The sequence below is a fragment of the Nocardia fodinahabitans genome (genome assembly GCF_052983615.1).
Genome location: NZ_JBRJJC010000001.1, coordinates 4,380,848 through 4,403,829 on the forward strand (window position 1 = coordinate 4,380,848; position 22,982 = coordinate 4,403,829).

Sequence of the window (22,982 nt, forward strand, 5' to 3'; positions counted from 1 at the left end):
TCGAACGGAGGGGACTGTTGTGACCCGGACGTCTCGGGTGTCGGCCCGTGCCGCGCAGCGCGGGAAGTCGCTGCCGCAACTGGTGTCGGTCGCGGTGGAGTCGAACCCGGGCGGCATCGCGCTGTCCTGGTCCGACGGTGTGTCCGCGCCGGTGCGGTTGACCTATGCCGAACTCGACGAGCGCGCCAACCGGCTGGCCCGGCTGCTGATCGCGCGGGGTGTCGGCCCCGAGGACATCGTCGCCATCGGAATCCCGCGCTCGCCCGAGTCGGTGCTGGCCCTGTGGGCGGTCACCAAGACCGGTGCCGCGTTCCTGCCCGTCGACCCGAACTATCCGCCCGCCCGGCTCACCCACATGCTCGGCGACGCGGGCGCGGTCCTCGGTGTCGCGGTCGGCGCCGCGATGGATCGGCTGCCCGACACCATCGAGTGGCTGTGCCTCGACGACGACGCCGTGCGCCGGGCCACCGAGGAGCAGTCCAGCGACCCGGTGACCCGCGACGACCGGGTCCGTCCGCTACGCCTGCAGCACCCCGCCTACGTCGTCTACACCTCCGGCTCCACGGGGCTGCCGCGCGGCGTGGTGGTGACCCATACCGGCCTGGCGAACGTCCACGAGTACCAGCGCGAGCACTACCGGCTCGGCCCCGATTCGCGGGTGCTGCAACTCGCGTCGCCGTCGTTCGACGCCTCGGTGTTCGAGGTGCTGATGGCGCTCACCGGTGCGGCGACCCTGGTCGTTGTTCCGCCGACCGTGTACGGCGGTGACGATCTGGCGCAGTTGCTGCGCCGGGAACGGGTGACCCACGCGTTCGTCACCCCGACGGCCCTGGCCTCGGTGGATCCGCAGGGCCTCGACGACTTCCGGGTCATCGTGGCGGGCGGCGAGGCGTGCCCGCCGGAACTGGTGCGGCGCTGGGTGCTGCCGCTCGCCGGTGGCGGCGAGCGCGAGATGTACAACGGTTACGGCCCGACCGAGGCCACCATGGGCACCAACTTCAGCGCGCCGATGGTGCCGGGGCAGCCGGTGACCATCGGTCCGCCGATCCGCAATGTCACCGAGTACGTGCTCGACGAGCGGCTGGTGCGGGTGCCCGACGGCATCATCGGCGAGCTCTACATCGCGGGCAACGCGCTGGCCCGCGCTTACCACCGGCGACCGGCGCTCACCGCGGCGCGGTTCGTCACCGATCCGTTCGATCCGGCGGGCGGGCGCATGTACCGCACCGGCGATCTCGTGCGCAGGCGCGCCGACGGCTCGGTCGAATTCGTGGGGCGCAACGACTTCCAGGTGAAGGTCCGTGGCTTCCGGATCGAGCTCGGCGAGATCGACTCCGTGCTCACCGAACCCGACAGCGTCGACTTCGCGGTCACCGTCGGCCACGAACTCGACAACGGCACCACGATTCTGGCCGCCTACGTGCACGCCGCGCCGGGCGCGCGGATCGACCTGGACGAGCTGCTCGCACACGCCAAGGCGGGGCTGCCCGCGCACATGGTGCCGACCGCGCTGACCGTGCTCGACACCATCCCGCTGACCCCGGTCGGCAAGCTCGACCGCGCCGCGCTGCCCGCGCCGACCCTGCGTGCGCAGGAGTTCCGCGCGCCGTCGGGCGCGGTGGAGAAGCTGATCGCGCACATCTTCACCGAGCTGCTGCGCCCGGAGAACCCGATCGGCGCCGACGACGACTTCTTCGCCCTCGGCGGCAACTCGCTGCTGGCCACCCAGGCCGCGGCCCGGATCGGCGCCGAACTGTCGGCGCGGGTGCCCGCCGGTCACGTCTTCGAGCGTCCGACGGTCGCCGGCCTGGCCGAGCTACTCGAGCCGCTCCAGGGCGGGGACGGCCCGGTCGCTCCGACGCGCCGGGAGCGGCCGGACCTGATCCCGCTCTCGCCCGCCCAGCAACGGATGTGGTTCCTCAACCAGTTCGATCCGTCCTCACTCGCCGAGACCATTCCGTTCGCGCTGCGGCTGGCGGGCCCGTTCGACCCCCGCGCACTGCACGCCGCGCTGACCGACCTGGTGCAGCGGCACGAGTCGCTGCGCACCTACTACCCGGCGGTCGACGGTGTCGGCCACCAGGTGGTGCTGCCGATGGCCGAGGCAGTGCCCGATGTGCTCGTCGACGTGCTCACCGAGGACGAATTGCCGCTGTGGCTGGGCGAATTCGCCACCACCGGCTTCGATGTCGCCCAGGGCGTACCGCTGCGGGTGGCGCTGGCCGAACTCGGCCCGCGGGATCACGTGCTCGCGGTGGCGCTGCACCACATCACCGCCGACGGCGCGTCGGTCGCACCCCTGTTGCGCGACCTGCTCGGGGCCTACCTCGCGCGGCGCAACCGCTCGCGGCCGAGCTGGCAGCCGCTGCCGGTGCAGTACGCCGACTACACGCTGTGGCACCGGGAACTGCTCGGCGCCGAGGACGATCCCGATTCGGTCGCCGCCGCCCAGATCGGCTACTGGCGCGACACCCTGGCCGGGCTGCCCGACCGGCTCGACCTGCCCACCGATCGCCCGCGCCCGCCGGTGTTCACCGGCCGTGGCGCCGAATTCGGCTTCCAGATCCCGGCCGAGGTGCACACCGCCGTCGCCGCGCTGGCCCAGCGCTGTGGCGCCTCGGAGTTCATGGTCGTGCACGCCGCGTTCGCGGTGCTGCTGAGCAAGCTCGCGCACACCGACGACATCGCCATCGGCACCCCGGTGGCCGGCCGTGGCGCCCGCGAACTCGACGATCTGATCGGCATGTTCGTCAACACCCTGGTGCTGCGCTCGCGCATCGACGAGCGGGTGAGCTTCGCCGACCTGCTGCGCGAGACCAAGCGCGCCGATATCGCCGCCTTCGCCCAGGCCGACCTGCCGTTCGAGCGACTGGTCGAACTGCTCGACCCGGTCCGCTCGCAGGCACACCACCCGCTGTTCCAGGTCGCCCTGTTCTTCCAGAACCTGGATCTGCCGAACCTGCGGCTGCCCGGCCTGGACGCGACGCCGGTCGAATTCGGCGGCGCGGTAGCCCGTTTCGACCTTCAGCTGACCATCGTGCCGGGCACCGACCCGACCGAGCCGATGGCCGCGTCGTTCAACTACGCCACCGATCTGTTCGACGCCGACTCGATCGAGACCATGGCGGCGCGCTTCACCCACCTGCTCGGCGTGGTCGCCGCCGACGCCGAGATGACGATCGCCGAGATCGATCTGCTCACCGCCGCCGAGCGCGAACTGACCCTGACCGCCTGGAACGGGACCGGCCACCCGGTGGCACCCGAGCTGATGCTCGACGCGTATCGCCGTGCGGTGCAGGCGTATCCGGACGCCACCGCGATCGTCTACGAGGGCGTCGAGCTGACCTACCGGCAGTTCGACGAGCGGGTCAACGCGCTCGCCCGGCTGTTGATCCAGGCCGGGGTAGGCCCGGAAGGTCTTGTCGGCCTGGCGATCCGGCGTTCCCCCGAGCTCGTCGTGGCCATGTACGCGGTCCTCACCGCGGGCGGCGCCTATGTGCCGCTGGACCCGGATCATCCGGCCGAGCGCATCGCCTACATCCTCGACACCGCGCGCCCGGCCGCCGTGCTGAGCACCGAGGCGATGCCGGTGCCCGAGGGCACCGAACTGCTTCGGCTCGACGAGCTCGATACGCGGGGCGTACCGGTCGATCCGGTGCGCCCGGCCGAACTGCGCGCACCGCTGCGCGCCGACCACCCGGCCTACGTCATCTTCACCTCCGGTTCCACCGGAAAGCCCAAGGGCGTGGCGATCTCGCACGCCGCCATCCACAACCAGCTGGTGTGGATGCTCGCGAAATACCCACTGGTCCTGGGCGATGTCTACCTGCAGAAGACCGCGACCACCTTCGACGTGTCGCTGTGGGGCTATTTCATGCCGCTGCGGGTCGGCGCCACGCTGGTGCTCGCCACCCCGGACGGACACCGCGATCCGGCCTATCTGATCGATCTGATCGCCCGGCACAGCGTCACCGTCACCGACTTCGTCCCGTCGATGCTCACCGTCTTCGCCGCCCAGGCTGCGTCCAACGGCGGCTCCGCTACCTCCTCCGGGCCCGCCGGACGCGACGCGGCACCCGGCCCGCTGCCGTCGCTGCGCGAGGTGTTCGTGATCGGTGAGGCGCTGCCGCCGGAGACGGTCGACGCCATGGCCGCGGTCAGCTCGGCCCGGCTGCACAACCTCTACGGTCCCACCGAGGCCGCGGTCTCGGTGACCTACTGGCCCGCCCGCGCCGGCGAGCGGACCGTGCCGATCGGCCTGCCACAGTGGAACACCCGTGTCTACGTGCTGGATTCACGCCTGCGACCGGTGCCGCCCGGGATCGCGGGTGAGCTGTATCTCGCGGGCGATCAGCTCGCGCGCGGCTACGTCGCCCGGCCCGGCCTGACCGCCGACCGCTTCGTCGCCAGCCCGTTCGACGCGGGCAAGCGCATGTACCGCACCGGTGACCTGGTGGTGTGGCGCCGCCCCACCGCGACCGCGCCGCATCGGCTGGATTACCTGGGCCGCATCGACTTCCAGGTGAAGTTCCGTGGCCAGCGCATCGAACTCGGCGAGATCGAGACCGCGTTGCTCGCACACGAATCCGTCAGCCAGGCGGTGGCGCTGGTGGCGCCCACCGAGCTCGGTGATCAGCTCGTCGCCTATGTCGTGCCGGCGCCCGGTCAGGCCGCCGACCCGGACCGGCTGCGGACCGTCGCGTCGAAGACCTTGCCCGCGTACATGGTTCCCGCGTCGGTGACCGTCCTCGACGCGCTCCCGCTCAACACCAGCGGCAAGCTCGACCGTAAAGCCCTGCCCGCTCCGCATTTCTCGGCGCGCGCGTTCCGTGCGCCGAGCACCTCGCAGGAGAAGCTCGTCGCCGAACTGTTCGGGGAAGTGCTCGGCCGCGCCGACATCGGCGCCGACGACGACTTCTTCGCGCTCGGCGGCAACTCGCTCATCGCCACCCGGCTGGTCGCCCGCCTCGGCGCGGCCACCGGGGGCCGGATCGCCGTGCGCGCCCTGTTCGAGACCCCGACCGTCGCCGGTCTCGCCGCCACGCTGGGCGCCGACACCGACACCGCCGCCACCAGCGGCCTCGGTACCGTCGCCCGGCCCGCCGAACTGCCGCTCTCGCCCGCGCAGCGGCGCATGTGGTTCCTCAACCGGTTCGACCAGGGCGCGGCCGCCGGTGCCGGCACCGCCGCCTACAACCTGCCGTTCGCGCTGCGCCTGACCGGCAGCCTGGACGTGGCCGCGCTCGGCACCGCCCTGCGCGATGTGCTGGCCCGGCACGAAGTGCTGCGCACGATCTACCCCGACACCGGCGACGGCCCGATCCAGCAGGTGCTCCCGGTCGAGGAGGTCGACCTCGATGTCGCCGTGCGGCGCATCGACCCGGCCGCGCTGCTCGAGCAGGTCGGCGCGCTCGCCGCCACCGCCTTCGACGTGACGGCCGAGGTCCCGCTGCGGGTCCGGCTGCTCGACATCACCGGCGACGGCCCCGACGCGCCGACCGAGTACGTGCTCGCCGTCGTCGTGCACCACATCGCCGCCGACGCGTCCTCGATGGCGCCGCTGGTGCGCGACGTGACCACCGCCTACCTGGCCCGCACGGCGGGACACGCCCCCGGCTGGCCCGCGCTGCCGGTGCAGTACGCCGACTACGCGCTGTGGCAGCTGGATCGCCTCGGCGACGAGAACGACGCGGAATCCGCTGCCGCCGCGCAGATCTCGTTCTGGCGCGACGAACTGTCGGAGCTGCCGGACCTGATCGAACTCCCCGCCGACCGCCCGCGTCCGGCCGTCGCCTCGCTCGCGGGCAGCCGGGTGCCGGTGCGCATCGATGCCGACACCCACGCCGGGCTCGCCCGGATCGCGCAGGACAGCGGCGCCACCGTGTTCATGGTGCTGCACACCGCCTTCGCGGTACTGCTGGCCCGCACGGCGAGCGCCGCCGACGTGGCGGTCGGCACCCCGTTCGCCGGTCGCGGCGAGCGCGAACTCGACGACCTGATCGGCATGTTCGTCAACACCGTCGTGCTGCGCACCCACTACGACGGTGGCGCGTCGTTCACCGAACTGCTCGCCGCGCAGCGCACCCGCGACCTGGCCGCCTTCGCCGCCGCCGACATCCCCTTCGAGCGGCTCGTCGAGGTGCTCGACCCGCCGCGCTCGACCGCCCGGCATCCGCTGTTCCAGGTGGGCCTGTCGTTCCAGAACGTCGACCGCGCCGCGCTGGAACTGCCCGGCCTGCGGATCGCGCCGGTGACGGCGGAACTGGCGGTGTCCCAGTTCGATCTGCACCTGATCGTCGGTGACGGGTACGCCGCCGACGGCACGCCGACCGGCATCGAGGGCTTCTTCACCTATGCCACCGATCTGTTCGACGCGCAGACGGTGCAGGCCTTCGCCGACCGGCTCGCCCTGCTGCTCGACGCGGTGGTGCGGGAGCCCGGGGTCGTCGTCGGTGATGTCGACCTGCGTACGTCCGCCGAGCGCGCGGCCGAGATCACCGCGGGCGCCGCGGATCTCGCGATCCCGGGCGGCACGCTGGCCGACCTGCCCGCGCTGGCCCGCCCCGAAACCGTCGCGCTGGTCGCCGATCTGCCCGAGGGCAGGCTGGAGCTCACCTACGCCGAGTTCGAGGCGAGGGTCAATCGCCTGGCCCGGCACCTGATCTCGCTGGGCGTCGGGCCCGAGTCGCTGGTGGCGCTCGCGCTGCCGCGCTCGATCGATCTCGTCGTCGCCATGTTCGCGGTGACCCGATCCGGTGGCGCCTATGTGCCGATCGATCCGGACCAGCCGGCCGATCGCACCGATTACATCCTCGGTACCGCGGCCCCGATCTGTGTGCTCAGCAACGGTTTCCGGACCGACGCGGCGCCGGTCGTGCGGGTCGATCATCCGGTGATCGCCTCGGCCGATCCGTCGCCGATCACCGACGCGGACCGCCGCGCGCCATTGCGCCCGGAGAACACGGCCTACGTCATCTTCACCTCCGGCTCCACCGGCCGGCCCAAGGGCGTCGCGGTGCCGCATGCCGCCGTGGTCAACCAGTTGCAGTGGTTGCGTGGCGAATTCGGTACCGACGCCGATGACGTCTTCCTGCTGAAGACGCCGGCCACCTTCGACCTGTCGGTGTGGGAGTTCTGGTCCGCCGCGGTCTGCGGCGGCAAGCTGGTGATCGCCGCGCCCGACGGCCACCGCGATCCCGCGTACCTGGACGCGCTCATCACCGACGCCGGGGTCACCACGCTGACGGCGGTGCCCTCGCTGCTGGACGCCCTGGCCGGGTACTGGGAAGCGCGCCCGCAGCCGCTGACCCGCATTCTCGCCATCGGCGAGGCGCTGCCCGCCGCGCTCGCCCAGCGCCTGCTGACCGCGCTGCCGGACACCCGGCTCGACAATCTGTACGGGCCCACCGAGGCGGCCGTGTCGATCACCGATCATCGCGTGACCCCGGCCGATGTCGTGAGTGTTCCGATCGGCACGCCCGAGTGGAACTCCCGGGTCTACGTCCTCGACGAGCGCCTGCGCCCCGTCGCGCCGGGCGTGCGGGGTGAGCTCTATCTGGCGGGCGCGCAGCTGGCCCGCGGCTATCTGCGCAAGGCCGCGCTGAGCGCCGAACGTTTCGTCGCCGACCCGTTCGATTCCGGCGCGCGGATGTACCGCACCGGCGATCTCGTCGCCCGCGACCGCACCGGCGCGCTGAACTACCTGGGTCGCACGGACTTCCAGGTGAAGATCCGTGGCTTCCGGGTCGAGCCCGGCGAAGTCGAGTCCGTGCTGCTGGGTCTGCCCGGGATCACCCAGGCCGCGGTGCTGGCCCGCACCGATCCACACTTCGGCGATCGGCTGGTCGCCTATGTGGCCGGCACGGATATCGAGGTGGCGCAGCTGAAGTCCGCGCTGCGCGACAAGCTGCCCGCGTACCTGGTGCCCGAGGCGTTCGTCGTGCTCGACACGCTGCCGCGCACCGTCAACGGCAAACTGGACCGGGCCGCGCTGCCCGCGCCGGTGTTCGAGGCCGCCGCCTTCCGCGCGCCCGCGACGCCGACCGAACAGCTCGTCGCCGGGGTCTACGCCGAGATCCTCGGGGTCGACGCGGTCGGCGCCGACGACGACTTCTTCGCCCTCGGCGGCAACTCGCTGCTCGCCACCAGGGCCGCCGCCCGGATCAGCGCCGCGCTGGACCGCGCGGTCGGGGTCCGGCTGCTGTTCGAGGCGCCGACCGTCACCGACCTCGCCCTGCGGGTGCACCGGTCCGCCGAGCTCGCCGCGCTGCCGCTGGTGGCCGGACCGCGACCGGACCGGCTGCCGCTGTCGCTGGCCCAGCAGCGAATGTGGCTGCTCAACCGGCTCGATCCCGACGCCACGGTCTACAACATCCCCGCCGCCATCCGGCTCACCGGCGCGCTCGACCTCGCGGCGCTGGCCGTCGCCGTCGGTGACCTGTTCGCCCGGCACGAGGTGCTGCGCACGCGCTACCCCGAGCGCGGCGACGGTCCGGTCCAGGAGGTGCTCGCGCCCGGCACGGTACGCGTCGATCTGACGCCGATGCTGGTCACCGCCGACGACCTCGTCGACGAGGTGCGCCGGACGGTGGCCGAGGGCTTCGACGTCACCGCCGCGCCGCCGGTGCGGTTGCGGCTGCTGCGTCTCGGCGCCGACGACCACGTGCTGGTGTTCGTCGCCCACCACATCGCCGCCGACGGCTTCTCCATGGGCCCGCTGACTCGCGACCTGGTCCTGGCCTACACCGCGCGCACCGAAGGCGCCGCGCCCGCTTGGTCGCCGCTGCCGTTGCAGTACGCGGATTACGCGGTGTGGCAACGGGAATCGCTCGGCGACGAAGCGGATCCCGCCTCCACCGCCGCCGCGCAGCTGACCTACTGGACCGCGGAACTGGCCGGGCTGCCCGAGGAGATCGCGCTGCCCGCCGACCGGCCGCGCCCGCCGGTGCAGTCCTTCGCCGGTGCGCTGAGCACGGTGGAGATCGACGCGGCGCTGCACGCCGGCCTGGCCGGGCTGGCACGCGCCGAGAGCGTCACCGTGTTCATGGTGGTGCAGGCCGCCCTCGCGGTGCTGCTCGCCCGCACCAGCGGCACCGACGACGTCGCGATCGGCACCCCGATCGCCGGTCGTGGCGCCCGCGAACTCGACGATCTCGTCGGCATGTTCGTCAACACCCTGGTGCTGCGCAGCCGGATCACCGAGACCGAGCCGTTCACGGCGCTGCTGCGGCAGACCCGCGACACCGACCTGCGGGCCTTCGCGCACGCCGACATCCCGTTCGAGCGGGTCGTCGAGGCGGTGCAGCCGGTCCGGTCGGCGGGCAGGCACCCGCTGTTCCAGGTGGCGCTGTCGTTCGAGAACCTCGCCCCGGTCGCGTTCGAGTTGCCCGGCATCACGGTCGGCGCGCTCGACGCCCGCACCGCCGAGGCCAAGTTCGACCTGCTGCTCACTCTCCGCGAGCTCCCGGATCACGGCGGTATGCACGCCGAATTCACCTACGCCACAGATCTGTTCGACGAGGCGACCATTCAGGCCCTCGGTGCCCGGTTCGCCCGGCTGCTGGCCGAGCTGGTCGCCGATCCCGAGGTCGCGGTCGGTGATGTCGAACTGCTCGACGCCGCCGAGTTCACCGCGCAGACCACCTTCGCCGGTCCGCCCGCCGAACCGGAACGCACGCTGTCGCAGCTGATGGACGCCGCCGTGCTGGCCAACCCGTCGGGGGTGGCCGTGCGCGGTGACGGGCGCGGCTTCACCTACGCCGACCTCGACGCGGCGGCCAACCAGCTCGCCCGTGGTCTCATCGCCCGCGGTGCCGGGCCGGAAGTCGCTGTCGCCGTGGCGATCCGGCGCTCGGTCGAATCGGTGCTGGCGGTGTGGGCCATCGCGCGCACCGGCGCGATGATCGTGCCGATCGACCCCGGCTACCCGGCCGAGCGGATCACCCACATGGCCGCCGACTCCGGCGCGGTCTTCGGTGTCACCCTCGCCGCCGAACTGACCGGGCTGCCCACCCTGCCCGGTGACGCGGGCTGGGTCGCGCTCGACGATCGCGAATTCACCGCCGAGGTCGCCGGTTACGCCTCGGTGGCCCTGCGCGAGATCGAGCTGCGCGCCCAGCCGAGCACCGGCAACGGCGCGTACATGATCTACACCTCGGGCTCGACAGGTCTGCCCAAGGGCGTCGTCGTCACCCACGCCGGCCTGGCCAACTTCTGCGCCGAGCAGAAGGAGCGTTACCGGCTCGACTCCGGTTCCCGCGCACTGGCTTTCGCCTCGCCGTCGTTCGACGCCTCGATGCTCGAACTGCTGCTCGCCCTCGGTGGCGCGGGCACGCTGGTGGTGGCGCCCCCCGGATCCGTGGGCGGCACCGAGCTCGCCGAGCTGATCCGTACCGAGGGCGTGACCCACACCTTCCTCACGCCCACCGTCCTGGCCACCCTCGACCCGGCCGCTGTGCCGGGGCTGCGGCACCTGGTCGTCGGCGGCGAGCACGTGCCCGCCGAGCTGGTCGCGCGCTGGAACACGCTGGCGCAGCGCAAGTTCCACAACGGCTACGGCCCCACCGAGACCACGATCATGGCCGCCATCAGCGATCCGCTGACCCCGGGTGGCGACGCGCACATGGGCGGTCCGATCCGGGGCACCTCGGCGCTGGTCCTCGATGGACGGCTGCGTCCGGTGCCCGAGGGCGTCACCGGTGAGCTGTACCTGGGCGGCATCCAGCTGGCCCGCGGGTACCACCGGCGCACAGGTCTGACCGCGGCGCGTTTCGTCGCTGATCCGTACGGGGAGCCGGGCGCCCGGCTCTACCGCACCGGCGACCTCGTGCGCCGCCGGGGTGACGTGCTGGAGTTCGTGGGCCGCAACGACTTCCAGGTGAAGATCCGCGGCCTGCGGATCGAACTCGGTGAGATCGACGCGGTGCTGGCCGCCGCGCCCGGCGTCTCCTGGGTCACCACCCTGGGCCGCGACAACGGCGCGGGCGCCACCATGCTGGTGTCGTACGTGCTGGCCGAACCGGGGGAGCGGCTCGACCCGGCCGAACTCACCGCGCTGGCCGGGCGGGTGCTGCCCGACTACATGGTGCCCGCCGCGATCGTGGTCCTCGACGAACTGCCGCTCACGCCGGTCGGCAAGCTGGATCGGCGCGCGCTGCCCGATCCGGTCACCGTGCGGCGCGAGCACCGCCCGCCGCGCACCGCGGCCGAACGGGCGCTGGCCCGGGTGATCGGCGAGGTCCTCGGGCACGACCGCGTCGGCCTCGACGACGACTTCTTCGCCCTCGGCGGCGACAGCATCACCGCCATCCAGGTGGTCTCGCGGGCCGCCGCGGCCGGGGTGGGGCTGCGCCCGCGCGATCTGTTCGACGCGCGCACCGTCGGTGCGCTCGCCGGGCGCGCCGAGGTCACTCTCGACGCGGGCTCGCGGCCCGCCGCTCTGCCGCTGACCGCCACCGCGGCTCAGCTGATGGAGACCTCCGACAACGCGGTCGAACCGCGGGCCGTGCTGCTCGACGTGCCTCTCGACTGTTCCGACGACGCGGTCGCCGAGGTCGTGCACGCCGTGATGAACCAGCATCCGATGCTGTGGGCGGTGCTCGACCGCAGCGGCAGCGAACCGGTGCTGGTGATCCCGTCGCAGGACGAGCGCACCGGCGACGCCTTCCGCAGGCTCGACGCCACCGACGGTGAGTCCTCACTGCCGGTCGACGACATCGTCGCCGCGGCCGCCGCCGCGCTCGACCCGGACGAGGGCCGCAATATCCACTTCGTGCTCACCGGCGACGGCGAGCGCAGTTCCACGCTGGTCGTGGTCGCCAACAGTCTCGTCCTGGACGAGGTGTCCTGGCGCGCGGTCGTCGACCAGCTGACCACGGCGTGGAGCCGCGGCCGCCACGCGGCGCCCGCCGCCCCCGACGCCGGGCTCGGTGACCTGGTGCGCAGGCTCGCCGAATACGCGTCCTCGGCCCGTGCCCGCGCCGAACGCGAGTACTGGCATCGCGCGATCCGTTCCAGGGCAGGCGAAACCGCCGATCTGCGCCAGCGCAACCGGGTCTCGCTGAGCATCACCGGTGAGGGCACCGCCGCCGTCACCGCCGTGGCCGACGCCTACCGCGCGACCGTGGACGAGGTCCTGCTCACCGCCGCCGCGCTCGCGCTGCACACCGCCGCCGACACCGCCGTCGCGCGGGTCATCGGCAGCGTGGTCCGGCTGCGTGCCGACCAGCGGGTGCTCGGCCGTCCCGACGCCGAGAGCGTGGTGGGCGGTTTCACCACCGACTACCCGCTCGTCCTGCGGCTGGACGGTGTCGACATCGCCGACGCGCTGGTCGGCGGACCCGCCGCCGGGACCGCGCTGGCCCAGGTCAAGGAACTGCGCCGGACGGTGCCCGCGCACGGTGCGGGCTTCGGCCTGCTGCGCTATCTCGAGGACGACGCCGCCGACAGCGTGCGCTCGCTCGACCGTGGCCGGTTCGCGGTGCGCTTCCGTGATCTGCGCCCGGCCAAGGTGCACACCGACGTCGCCGCCGACGATCTGGCGCTGGTGCTGACCGTCGACGCCACCGACGACGGCATGGTCGCCCGCTTCGACTACGCCACCGCGGTGCTCACCGCCGACGCGGTCAAGACCTTCGCCGAACACTGGATCCGCGCGCTCGGCGGCCTCGCCGAGCACGGCTTGCGGCCCGGCGCGGGCGGATTCACCCCGTCGGACTTCCCGCTGGTGCGCCTCGGACAGGCCGAACTCGGCCGGCTGGTGCGGCGGTACCCGCTGCTCAGCGATGTCTGGCCGGTGACCCCGCTGCAATCGGGCATGCTGTTCCACGCGCTGCTCGCGGAGAACTCGGTCGACCCCTACATCACCCAGTTCGTGCTCGACCTCGACCCGGCCGTGGACGACGAGCGGCTGCACCAGGCCGCCCAGGCCGTGCTCGACCGGCACGACAACCTGCGCGTCGCCTTCGCCACCGACGCCGCGGGCACCCCGCTGCAGGTGGTGCTCGACGACATCGATGTGCCGTGGCAGGTCATCGACGCCGACGCCGCCACCTATCAGCGGCTCAGGGCGGCCGACCTGACCACGCACTTCGACATGGCGGTCGCGCCGCTGCTGCGCTTCACCCTGGTGCGTACGCCCGAGGGCGCGCACCTGCTGGTCACCAGTCACCACATCCTGATCGACGGCTGGTCGACCCCGCTGCTGCTGCAGGAACTGCTCACCGCCTATGCGGTCGGCGGGCGCTCCCGCCGCCTGCCGAAGCTCGCGCCCTACCGCGACTACCTGGCCTGGCTGGCCGAGCAGGATCTCGACACCGCGCGCCAGGCCTGGCGGGTCGCGCTCACCGGACTGGCCGAGCCGACGCCGCTGGCTCCGGTCGACCAGGGCCGCGAGATCGCCACCGGGACCGGCGAAACCGGCTTCGAGCTGTCGCCTGCCGACACCGCCGCGCTGAGCACGCTCGCCGCCGGGCTCGGGGTCACGGTGAACACCGTGGTCCAGGCCGCGTGGGGACTGCTCATCGCATGCCTGGTCGATCGCGACGATGTGGTGTTCGGCGCGACCGTCTCCGGCAGGCCCGCCACGCTCGACGGCGTGGAACGGATGGTCGGCCTGTTCCTCAACGCCATCCCGGTCCGGGTGCGGCTGCGGCCCGGCGACACCGTCGCCGAACTGCTGCGCAGGCTCCAGGACGACCAGGCGGCCCTGCTCGACCACCACTACCTGGGCCTCGGCGAGATCCAGGAGATCGCGGGCATCGACGCGCTGTTCGACACGCTGGTGGTGTTCGAGTCGTTCCCGGTCGACCGGGAGAGTCTGGCGCAAGCCGCGTCCGGCTCCGCCGCGGTCACCGGAATGGATGCCGCCAACGGCACCCATTACCCGCTGACCGTGCAGGTCGTCGCCGACAGTCAGCTCCGGGTGTCGGTGAAGTACCTGCGCGACGTCTTCGGTGAGGCCACCGCGACCGCACTGGCACAACGACTCTCGATGCTGTTGGCCCGGTTCACCGCCGCGCCGGAGAGCCGGATCGCCGAGATCGACGTGCTGCTCGCCGAGGAGCGCGCCGTGCTGTCGGCGGCCAACGCCACCGACGCGCCGGAACTGCTCGACGAGACGACGCTGCTGTCGCTGTTCGACGCGCAGGTGGCGCGGACGCCGGACGCCATCGCCCTCGTCGACGGCGAAACCTCGCTCACCTACCGCGAATTCGACGCGAAGGCGCGTGCGCTCGCCGCGGCGCTCGGTGCGCGGGGCGCAGGCCCCGACGCGCTGGTCGCCGTCGCCATGCGGCGCGGCATCGATCTGGTGACCGCGATCTACGCGGTGCTGCGCACCGGCGCCGCCTACGTGCCGGTCGATCCGGACCATCCGGCCGAGCGCACCGAACGGGTACTGGTCGCGGCCGCTCCCGTCTGCGTGCTCACCACCACCGACACCGGATTCGCCACCGCCGCCGACGTTTCCGTCGTCGCCGTCGACACGCTGGCGGCCGCGTCGGCGCCGGTGCCCACGGTGGCGGCGCGGCCGGACAATCTGGCCTACGTCATCCACACCTCCGGTTCCACCGGTATGCCCAAGGGCGTCATGCTCACCCACCGGCAGCTGGTCGCCCAGTTCCGCTGGGCGCAGCGCGCCTACCCGCACGGTCCCGGTGACGTGGTCCTGCACAAGACCCCGGTCACCTTCGACATCTCCACCTGGGAACTGTTGTGGCCGTTGCAGACCGGCGCGACCGTGGTGATCGCGGCGCCGGACGGGCACCGCGATCCGGCCTACCTGGCCGGCGTGCTCGCCGAGCGTGCCGTCACCACCGTGCATTTCGTGCCGTCGATGCTCGACGCGTTCCTGGCCGACCGCGCCGCCGGCGGCTTCCCGGCGCTGCGCCGGGTCTTCGCCGCCGGTGAGGCGCTGTCGGCCTCGACCGCGCGGCGCTTCGCGCAGGCGCTGCCCGGCGTCGACCTGATCAACTGGTACGGCCCCGCCGAGGCGACTGTGGTCACCGCGGCGCAGGCCGAAGCCGGTGCCGCCGTGAGCATTCCGATCGGCACACCGGTCGCCAACACCCGGGTGCACGTCCTGGACCGGCAGCTGCGACCGGTGCCGCCCGGCACCGCGGGCGAGCTGTATCTGGAAGGCGTGCAGCTGGCGCGCGGCTACCTGGGCGCCGCGGCGCTGACCGCCGAGCGGTTCGTCGCCCATACCGGTGGCGGCAGGCTCTACCGCACCGGTGACGTGGTCCGCTGGACCGAGGAGCAGCAGCTGGAGTACCTGGGGCGCAGCGACTTCCAGGTGAAGCTGCGCGGTCAGCGGATCGAGCTCGGCGAGGTCGAGGCCGTGCTGCTCGAGCACTCCGCGGTCAGGCACGCCGCCGTCGCGCTCGTGCACGGCCCGACCGGTGATCGGCTGGTCGGCTATGTCGTCCCGGTCGACACGGCCGAGCAGCCGTCGACCGAGACCGCGCCGCCCGCGGCCGGGTACTCGATCGAGAGTGGCGCGAGCGCCGACGGACTCGACGAGGCGGCGCTGCTCGCCCACGCCAGGGCCGCACTGCCGTCGTACATGGTGCCGTCGACCCTGGTGATCCTGAAGTCCCTGCCGCTCAACGCCAGTGGCAAGCTCGACCGCAACGCGCTGCCGGTGCCCGCCTTCACCACCCGGCCCTACCGTCCGCCGACGACGCCGCTACAGCGCGCGGTCGCCGAGGTGTACGCGGAGGTGCTCGGCGCGGGCAAGGTCGGCCTCGACGACGACTTCTTCGAGCTCGGCGGCAACTCGCTGGTCGCCACCAAGGCGATCAGCAGGCTGCGCACCAGGGTCGGCGCCGAGGTGCGGGTGCAGTGGTTCTTCACCGACGCGACCGTCGCCGCGCTGGCCGCCCGCATCGACGCCACCCAGTCCGACGCGGGCGACTACGACGTCGATTCCGACGACGCGCTCGGCGTGCTGCTGCCCATCCGCAACCGGGTGCCGCACGGCACCGAGGCGAGTGGCCCGCTGTTCTGCATCCATCCGATGTACGGCCTGGCCTGGTGCTACGCGGGCCTGACCCAGTACATCCCGGCACGGCGGCCGATCTTCGGCCTGCAGTCGCCGGCGCTGAGCCAGGCGGGCTACCTGCCCGGCACGCTCAGTGAGATGGCCCGGCGCTATGTCACCGAGATCAAGGCCCAGCAGCCGCACGGTCCGTACCGGCTGATGGGCTGGTCGCTGGGCGGTGTGCTCGCCCACGACGTCGCCACCCAGTTGCAGGCGGCGGGGGAGCAGGTGTCGCTGCTGGTGATGCTGGACTCGCACCCCGATATCGATGTCCCCGATTTCCACACCGCGGTCCGGGACGCGCTCGCCGAACTCGGCGTCGACCTGAGCGCGGCGCTGCCCGCCACGGGGGTGCGCGAACTCAGCGAGGACGGGCTGGCCGCGCTGCACGCGATCGTCCCGGCCAACATGGCCGTGCTCACCCCCGAGCGGTTGCGCCGGATCTACCGCAGCGCGGTGCGCTCGGCCGAGTTGATCGCCGAGCATCAGCCCGCGGTGTTCCGGGGCAGACTGGAGTACTTCAGCGCGCTCGGACACGAGACGGCGTCGCGGAATTGGGCGCCGTATGTCGAGGGCGAGGTCCGCGATCGGCCGGTCGCGGTGGTGCATGATCAGATGACCTCACCGGAGGCGCTCGCCGAGATCGGCCCGCGCCTGGCGGAGTTGCTGGATGCCCGCGACCGGGAGTCCGGGGTGCGATGACATCGGTGATGCCGGTGAGGCATGATGTGACCGCGCTGTTGTAACGATTCCTACTGTTGTACCGCCTGGCTGACCCGTAGGGTTCTCCGCGTGGCGCAACCCATTCGAAACGAAGCGAAGGTGCGAAATTGATTCGTCGGCACACCCGGCGTCGTGGCTCCCGCGCCGCGGCGATGATCGCGGCGACCGCAGTGGCCGCCGGACTGCTGTCCGGCATCGGCGCGAGCCCGGCCTCGGCTGATCCGATCATCGATTCCAAGAGCCTGCTCGCCAACCCCGTTTCCGAGGACGGCTCCAAGATCGTCAAGGCCGAGGTGAAGGACTCGCGCAGCCTGCGGCTGCACGTGTACTCCGCGGCCATGGACACCAACATCATCGTCGATGTCCAGCGCCCCGCCGACGCCTCCGTGCCGCGCCCGACGCTGTACCTGCTCAACGGTGCCGGTGGCGGCGAGGACTCGGCGTCCTGGGTCGCCAAGACCGACGCGCTGGAGTTCCTCGGCGACAAGAATGTCAACGTCATCCAGCCGATCGGTGGCGCCTGGAGCTACTACACCGACTGGATCGCCGACGACCCGGTGGTCGGCCGTAACAAGTGGAAGACCTTCTTCACCGAGGAGCTGCCCCCGCTGATCGACGGCGCGCTGGGCACCAACGGGGTGAACGCCATCGCGGGTCTGTCCACCTCGGGCACCACCGTGCTCGCGCTGCCGATCGCCAAGCCCGGCCTGTACAAGGCGGCCGCGGCCTACTCCGGTTGCGCGCAGACCTCCGACCCGGTCGGCTCGGAGTTCGTCAAGCTCACGGTCGAGACCTGGGGCGGCGGTGACACCATGAACATGTGGGGCCCGCAGGGCTCGGCGGAGTGGGTGGCGAACGACCCGTATGTCCACGCCGAGGGGCTGCGCGGGCTGGATCTCTACATCTCCACCGGCAACGGCCTGCCCGGCCCGTACGAGACCCTCGACGGTCCGTACGCTCTGCCCGGCGCCTACGGCCTCGCCAACCAGATCGTCATCGGCGGCGTCATCGAGGCGGGCACCAACTACTGCACGCACAACCTGGCGAACCGGCTGAACGAGCTGGGTATCCCGGCGACCTTCAACTTCCGTCCCAACGGCACCCACTCGTGGGGCTACTGGAAGGACGAGCTGAAGCTGTCCTGGCCGGTGCTTGCCCGCGGTCTCGGCCTGTAAGGCCGACGCGTTCGATGGAGGCCGCCCCGGTATCGCCGGGGCGGTTTCCGTTTCCCGGTCTGCCTCTCGACGTTTGCGAATTGTGGTTAACTTAGGTTGACTGGTCCGGCGCCGCCCGGTGGGCGCGCAGCCAATTGCCAGGAGCCCGGTTCGCGGAACGGAAAGTGAGTGCATGGTCGCCGATCGCAGTGAGGCCGAACGCGCCTGCGAGCCGACCACCGCACCGGCGCGGGTCGTGCGCCGCAGGCCCAAGGACCGCAAGATCCAGATCATGCGGGCCGCCGCCCGCGCGTTCAGCGCCCGCGGCTACTACCCGGTCGGCGTGGACGAGATCGCCGCCGAGGTCGGGATCTCCGGGCCCGCCCTGTACCGCCACTTCGCCAACAAATACGCCCTGCTCGTCGCCGCCGCGGAAGAGGGCGCCCGCGGGTTGCGCGATTGCGCGGCGGCCGCCGACGATCCGTCGCTGCCCCCGCAGGCCCGGCTGGACGCGCTGCTCACGGCCGTCGCCGAGCAGAACATCGACTTCCGGCGCGAGGCCGGTCTCTACCGCTGGGAACGCCGCTACCTCGAGCGCGAGGATCGCGTGCGCATCCGCGCGTTCTATCGCGAACTCGAGGCCATGGTCGCGGCGCCGATCGCCGACCTGCATCCCGAGGAGAGCCCCGACAACGTCACCCTGCGGGCGGTCGGTGCGTTGAGCTCGCTGGCCAGCATCGCCGCGCACCGCACCACGCTCTCGCACTCCCGCATTCTCGCGCTGCAGCTCGACATGGCCTGGGCGATCGTGCGCGCCGAGCTGCCACCGGCGCCGGCCGCCGCGGAACCGGACAAGCAGAATCGCGGCCTGCCGGTGACCTCGAAACGTGAACAGCTGCTCACCGAGGCGATCCGGATCTTCGGCCGCAACGGTTACCACGAGTCGGGCATCGAGGAGATCGGCGCCGCGGTCGGCATCAACGCCTCCAGCGTCTACCGGCACTTCGACAGCAAGGCCGACCTGCTCGCCGCCGCCTTCCATCGCACCGGCGACCGGCTCGCCGTGGCGATCGGCGAGGCGCTGGCCGAGTCCGAGAGCCGCGCCGACGCCGCCCGCCGCATCGCCGACCGCTACGCCCGGCTCACCTTCGCGACGCCGGAGATCATGCCGGTCTACTACGCGGAGTTCAGCAACCTCCCGCAGGCCGAACAGCACCGGCTGCGCGCCATCCAGCGCCAGAACGTCCTCGAATGGGCGAACCTGCTCGACGGCGACCCGATCGAGGCCAGGTTCCGGGTGCACGCCGCCATCGGCCAGATCATCGACGTCGGCCGGCTGCTGCGCTTCGACTCCCGCCCCGAACAGCTCGCCCGGCTCGCGGCGCTCACCGGCGCGGTCCTGCTCGGCGACAAAGGTGACCGCGACGAGGCCGCGGGCTAGCTAGCCGCGGCCGTGGCGTAGCCGGAAGAGGGCGCGCGCCATGTGGAGATGCCCGGGATGACGATCGAAGGTCGATAGCCGGATCGGGGCGCGGTAGCGCCTGCGGGCGATCGACATGGTGCGGCTGAATTCGCGCAGGCCCTGCTGGCCGTGGCTGTGGCCCTGCCCGTACTCGCCGACGCCGCCGAACGGCAGGGCCGGGATGCCGGTGAAGGCGGTCGACGAATTCACCGTCACCACGCCGACTCTGAGCTGCTCGGCGATGAACTCCGCGCTGGGGATGTCGCGGGTGAAGACGGTGACGGCGATGCCGTTGCCCGCCGCGTTCACCCTGGTCACCGCGTCGGCCAGGTCGGCGACCCGGTTCACCACCAGGACCGGGCCGGTGCCCTCGCCGGTGATCGCGATGCTCTCCTCCGGCACCTCGGCCAGCACGATCGGTTCCACATAGGGGTCGCGGAAGGAATCGAGGCCGCCGAGAACCGCGTGCCCGCCGCGCGCGATGGCATCGCGGACCTGCCTGCGCACCACGTCGACCTGGGCGGCGTTGATCATCGGGCCGTAGGCCGCGCGGTTGTCGGCGCCGGGGCGCAGCTTCGCCGCGCGCTCGGCCACCCTGGCCAGGAAGTCGTCGAAGACCGAATCGGCGACATAACAGCGCTGGATGCCCGAGGAGTTCTGCCCGGCATTGGCCATCGCGCCGAATACCGCGGCCTCGGCCGCCGCGTCGAGGACGGCGTCGACGTGCACGATCATGCTGCCCTTGCCGCTGTGCTCCACCACGACCGGCGTCAGCGTCTGCGCGCACAGCGCGATCACGTCACGCCCGGCCACCTCCGGCCCGGCGTAGGCGATCTTGTCGACCCCCGACTTGCACAGCGCGGTCGCGGTGCGCGCGTCACCGGTGACGGCCTGCAGCACCGGCTGATCGGGTGCCACCGCGGCCCAGCTGGCGGCCAGCCAGGTGCCGACGCCGGTGGTCAGCTCGTGCGGGGTGAACACCACCGCGTTGCCCGCGGCCATGGCGTAGGCGATCGAACCCATCGGCGTGAAGACCGGGTTGTTCCAGGCGCCGAGCACCCCGACCACGCCCAGCGGCAGATACCCGACCGAGGCGTGCTGATTGCGGGTGAACCAGCCGGTGGCCAGACGCTTTCGGCCCAGCGTGCGTTCGGCGTTGCGGGCGGCCCAGTCCAGGTTCTCCACCGCGAGCATCACTTCGAGCGCGGCGTCGGCCTCCGGCTTGCCCGTCTCGTCGCGCAACACCTCCACCAATTCACCGGTACGCCTGGCGATCTGGGCCCGCCACTCCATCAGCAGGCGTTTGCGGCCCGCGAATCCCAGCTCGCCCCACCAGTTCTGGGTGGCGCGGGCGGTACGTACCGCGCGGGTGACCTCGGCTTGCCCGTGCACGGGATACCGCGCGAGCTGTTCGCCGGTGCGCGGGTCGAACGACGTCAGCACGTCGGATCGCCCCGTCGGCGCGGCGGCGCCTGCCGGTGCTGAGTCGCCCATTTGTCACCTCTCACGAGATCGAACACGCCCGCGTGCGGGCCGGTGAGACGAGTGTTTCCCCGTCGCCAGCGTATGGGCGGCCGAGCGCGCCGACAAGGTCAGCACACTGCCCCTGCACTGCCCTCGTGAGCAAGACCACAGCGGCGCGCGAAACCGGCCGGGTCCGCGCAGACCGGACCCGGAAAACCTGCGGACCGGTAACATCGCGCCGAACGGTATGGATCACTTACCGGGAAGCAAATTCCGCGTGCGCTCGTCCGACCAGGGCGCCGCACCCGGCCGATGGTGGAGAGTTGATGCCGAGTTCGATCTCAGTGGATTCGCCCGCAGGTGGCGTCGCGTCGCGCGGCGGTGAGCCCGCGGTGCTGGTGTCCGATGTGCGCAAGTCCTTCGGCGATGTGCACGCGTTGCAGGGCATCAGTTTCCAGGCCGAAAAGGCCAGCGTATTGGGCATCCTCGGACCCAACGGCGCGGGGAAGACGACCACGGTCAAGATCCTGTCGACGCTGCTGCGCCCCGACTCCGGCACCGCCGTCGTCGCCGGGCACGACGTGCTCACCGACAGCGCGGGCGTGCGCCGCTCGATCATGATGACCGGCCAGTACGCCGCCCTCGACGAGAACCTCTCCGGCCGGGAGAATCTCGAGCTGTTCGGCAGGCTGATGGGCCTGGCCAAATCGGCCGCCCGCAAACGCGCGGACACCCTGCTCGAGGAATTCGACCTGGTGAGCGCGGGCAAGCGCGCCGTGCGCAACTACTCCGGTGGTATGCGCCGCCGCGTCGACATCGCCTGCGGGCTGGTCGTGCGGCCCGAAGTGGTGTTCCTCGACGAGCCGACCACCGGTCTGGACCCGCGCAGCAGGCAGGGCGTGTGGGACCTGGTCACCGCGCTCAAGAACCAGGGCATCACGGTCCTGCTGACCACGCAGTACCTCGAAGAGGCCGACGTGCTCAGCGACAACATCATCGTGATCGACAAGGGCACCGTCATCGCCGAGGGCACCGCCGATCAGCTCAAGGCCCGCACCGGCGGCAGCTTCTGCGAGATCGTCCCGCTCGACGTCAGCCGGATCCCGGCGACCGTGCGGGCCCTCGGTGACCTGGTCCCGGCCGCCGTCGCCGCCGATGTCGACGGCGCCGACAAGCTTTCCATCCCGGCCCCCGAGGGCGCGGCCACCCTCGCCGAGGCGTTGCGCAGGCTCGACAACGCCGGCATCGACCTGGCCGACATCGCGCTGCGCAGGCCGTCGCTCGACGACGTGTTCCTGTCGATCACCGGTCACTCGGGCGGCCACTAGTGAGTGTGTCCGCTCCCGAGGCGAACACGCTGTTCGCCGAGCTACCCGAGGTCCGTCCGAGCAGCTTCGCGCAGTGGCGCGCGCTGACCGGGCGCATCGTGCGCACGATGGCCACCAAGGGCGAGCTGGTCGTCGCCGTGCTCACGCCGCTGGTCGTCACCGTCGCCTTCTATCTGCCGCTGCGGTACGTGATGAAGGTCCAGGGCATCGACTACGCGCAGTACGTCATGCCGATCGTCGTGCTGCAGACGATGGCGATGACGATGATGTCGAACGCGCAGCTCGCGGCGTTCGAAGCGCTCACCGGCCTGAGCACGCGATTGCAGACCATGCCGATCGGTTCGCTGGTTCCGCTGATGTCGCGGATCTGCGCCGGTCTGGTGCGGTCGGTGGTGTCGCTGATCGCCACGGTCGGCTACGGCTACCTGATCGGTTTCCGGTTCACCGGCGGCTGGCTGCAGGCGCTGGCGTTCTGCGGGTTCGCGCTGGCCGTCGGCATCGTGCTGACGCTCGGCGCCGACGCGCTGGGCAGCCTCACCAAGAACCCCGAGGCACTCAGCCAGGCGCTCACCCTGCCGATCCTGATCTTCGGCATGATGTCGACCGGGTTCGTGCCCGAGGCCAGCTTCCCGGCCTGGGTGCGGCCGTTCGCGCGCAATCAGCCGATCTCCCAGTTCGCGCACACCCTCAGCGATATGGCCGCCGGTCATCTGAGCTGGGCGGGCACCTGGGTGTCGCTGGTGTGGCTGGGCGGACTGGCGATCCTGTTCCTCCCACTGGCGGTGTGGGCGAGTGTGAGGCGATCATGACAA

General features: G+C 71.8%; 6 protein-coding genes. 5 read left to right on the top strand and 1 reads right to left on the bottom strand.

Annotated elements, in window-relative coordinates; genetic code table 11:
• Positions 1–19 precede the first annotated feature (19 nt).
• The 3 genes from NV348_RS20410 to NV348_RS20420 all read left to right on the top strand — a co-directional run bounded on the left by NV348_RS20410 (position 20) and on the right by NV348_RS20420 (position 19,357).
• On the top strand, positions 20–16,741 hold the full coding sequence (locus NV348_RS20410; RefSeq protein ID WP_447148335.1) for a non-ribosomal peptide synthetase: 16,722 nt from the start codon (positions 20–22) through the stop codon (positions 16,739–16,741).
• Positions 16,742–16,914: 173 nt separating this feature from the next.
• Positions 16,915–17,937, top strand: coding sequence for an alpha/beta hydrolase (locus tag NV348_RS20415; protein WP_447151104.1), 1,023 nt, complete (start codon positions 16,915–16,917; stop codon positions 17,935–17,937).
• A gap of 172 nt (positions 17,938–18,109) precedes the next feature.
• Positions 18,110–19,357, top strand: a complete 1,248-nt coding sequence (locus tag NV348_RS20420; protein ID WP_447148336.1) for a TetR/AcrR family transcriptional regulator — start codon at positions 18,110–18,112, stop codon at positions 19,355–19,357.
• Here NV348_RS20420 and NV348_RS20425 read toward each other — a convergent pair whose 3' ends face one another.
• Positions 19,358–20,872, bottom strand: coding sequence for an aldehyde dehydrogenase family protein (locus NV348_RS20425; RefSeq protein WP_447148337.1), 1,515 nt, complete (start codon positions 20,870–20,872; stop codon positions 19,358–19,360).
• 296 nt (positions 20,873–21,168) lie between these two features.
• Here NV348_RS20425 and NV348_RS20430 point away from each other — a divergent pair, with 296 nt between their 5' ends.
• Entirely contained in the window at positions 21,169–22,170 is a 1,002-nt protein-coding gene (locus tag NV348_RS20430; protein WP_447148338.1) for an ATP-binding cassette domain-containing protein, read from the top strand.
• Between the two features lie 5 nt (positions 22,171–22,175).
• Entirely contained in the window at positions 22,176–22,979 is an 804-nt protein-coding gene (locus NV348_RS20435) for an ABC transporter permease (protein WP_447148339.1), read from the top strand.
• Positions 22,980–22,982 lie beyond the last annotated feature (3 nt).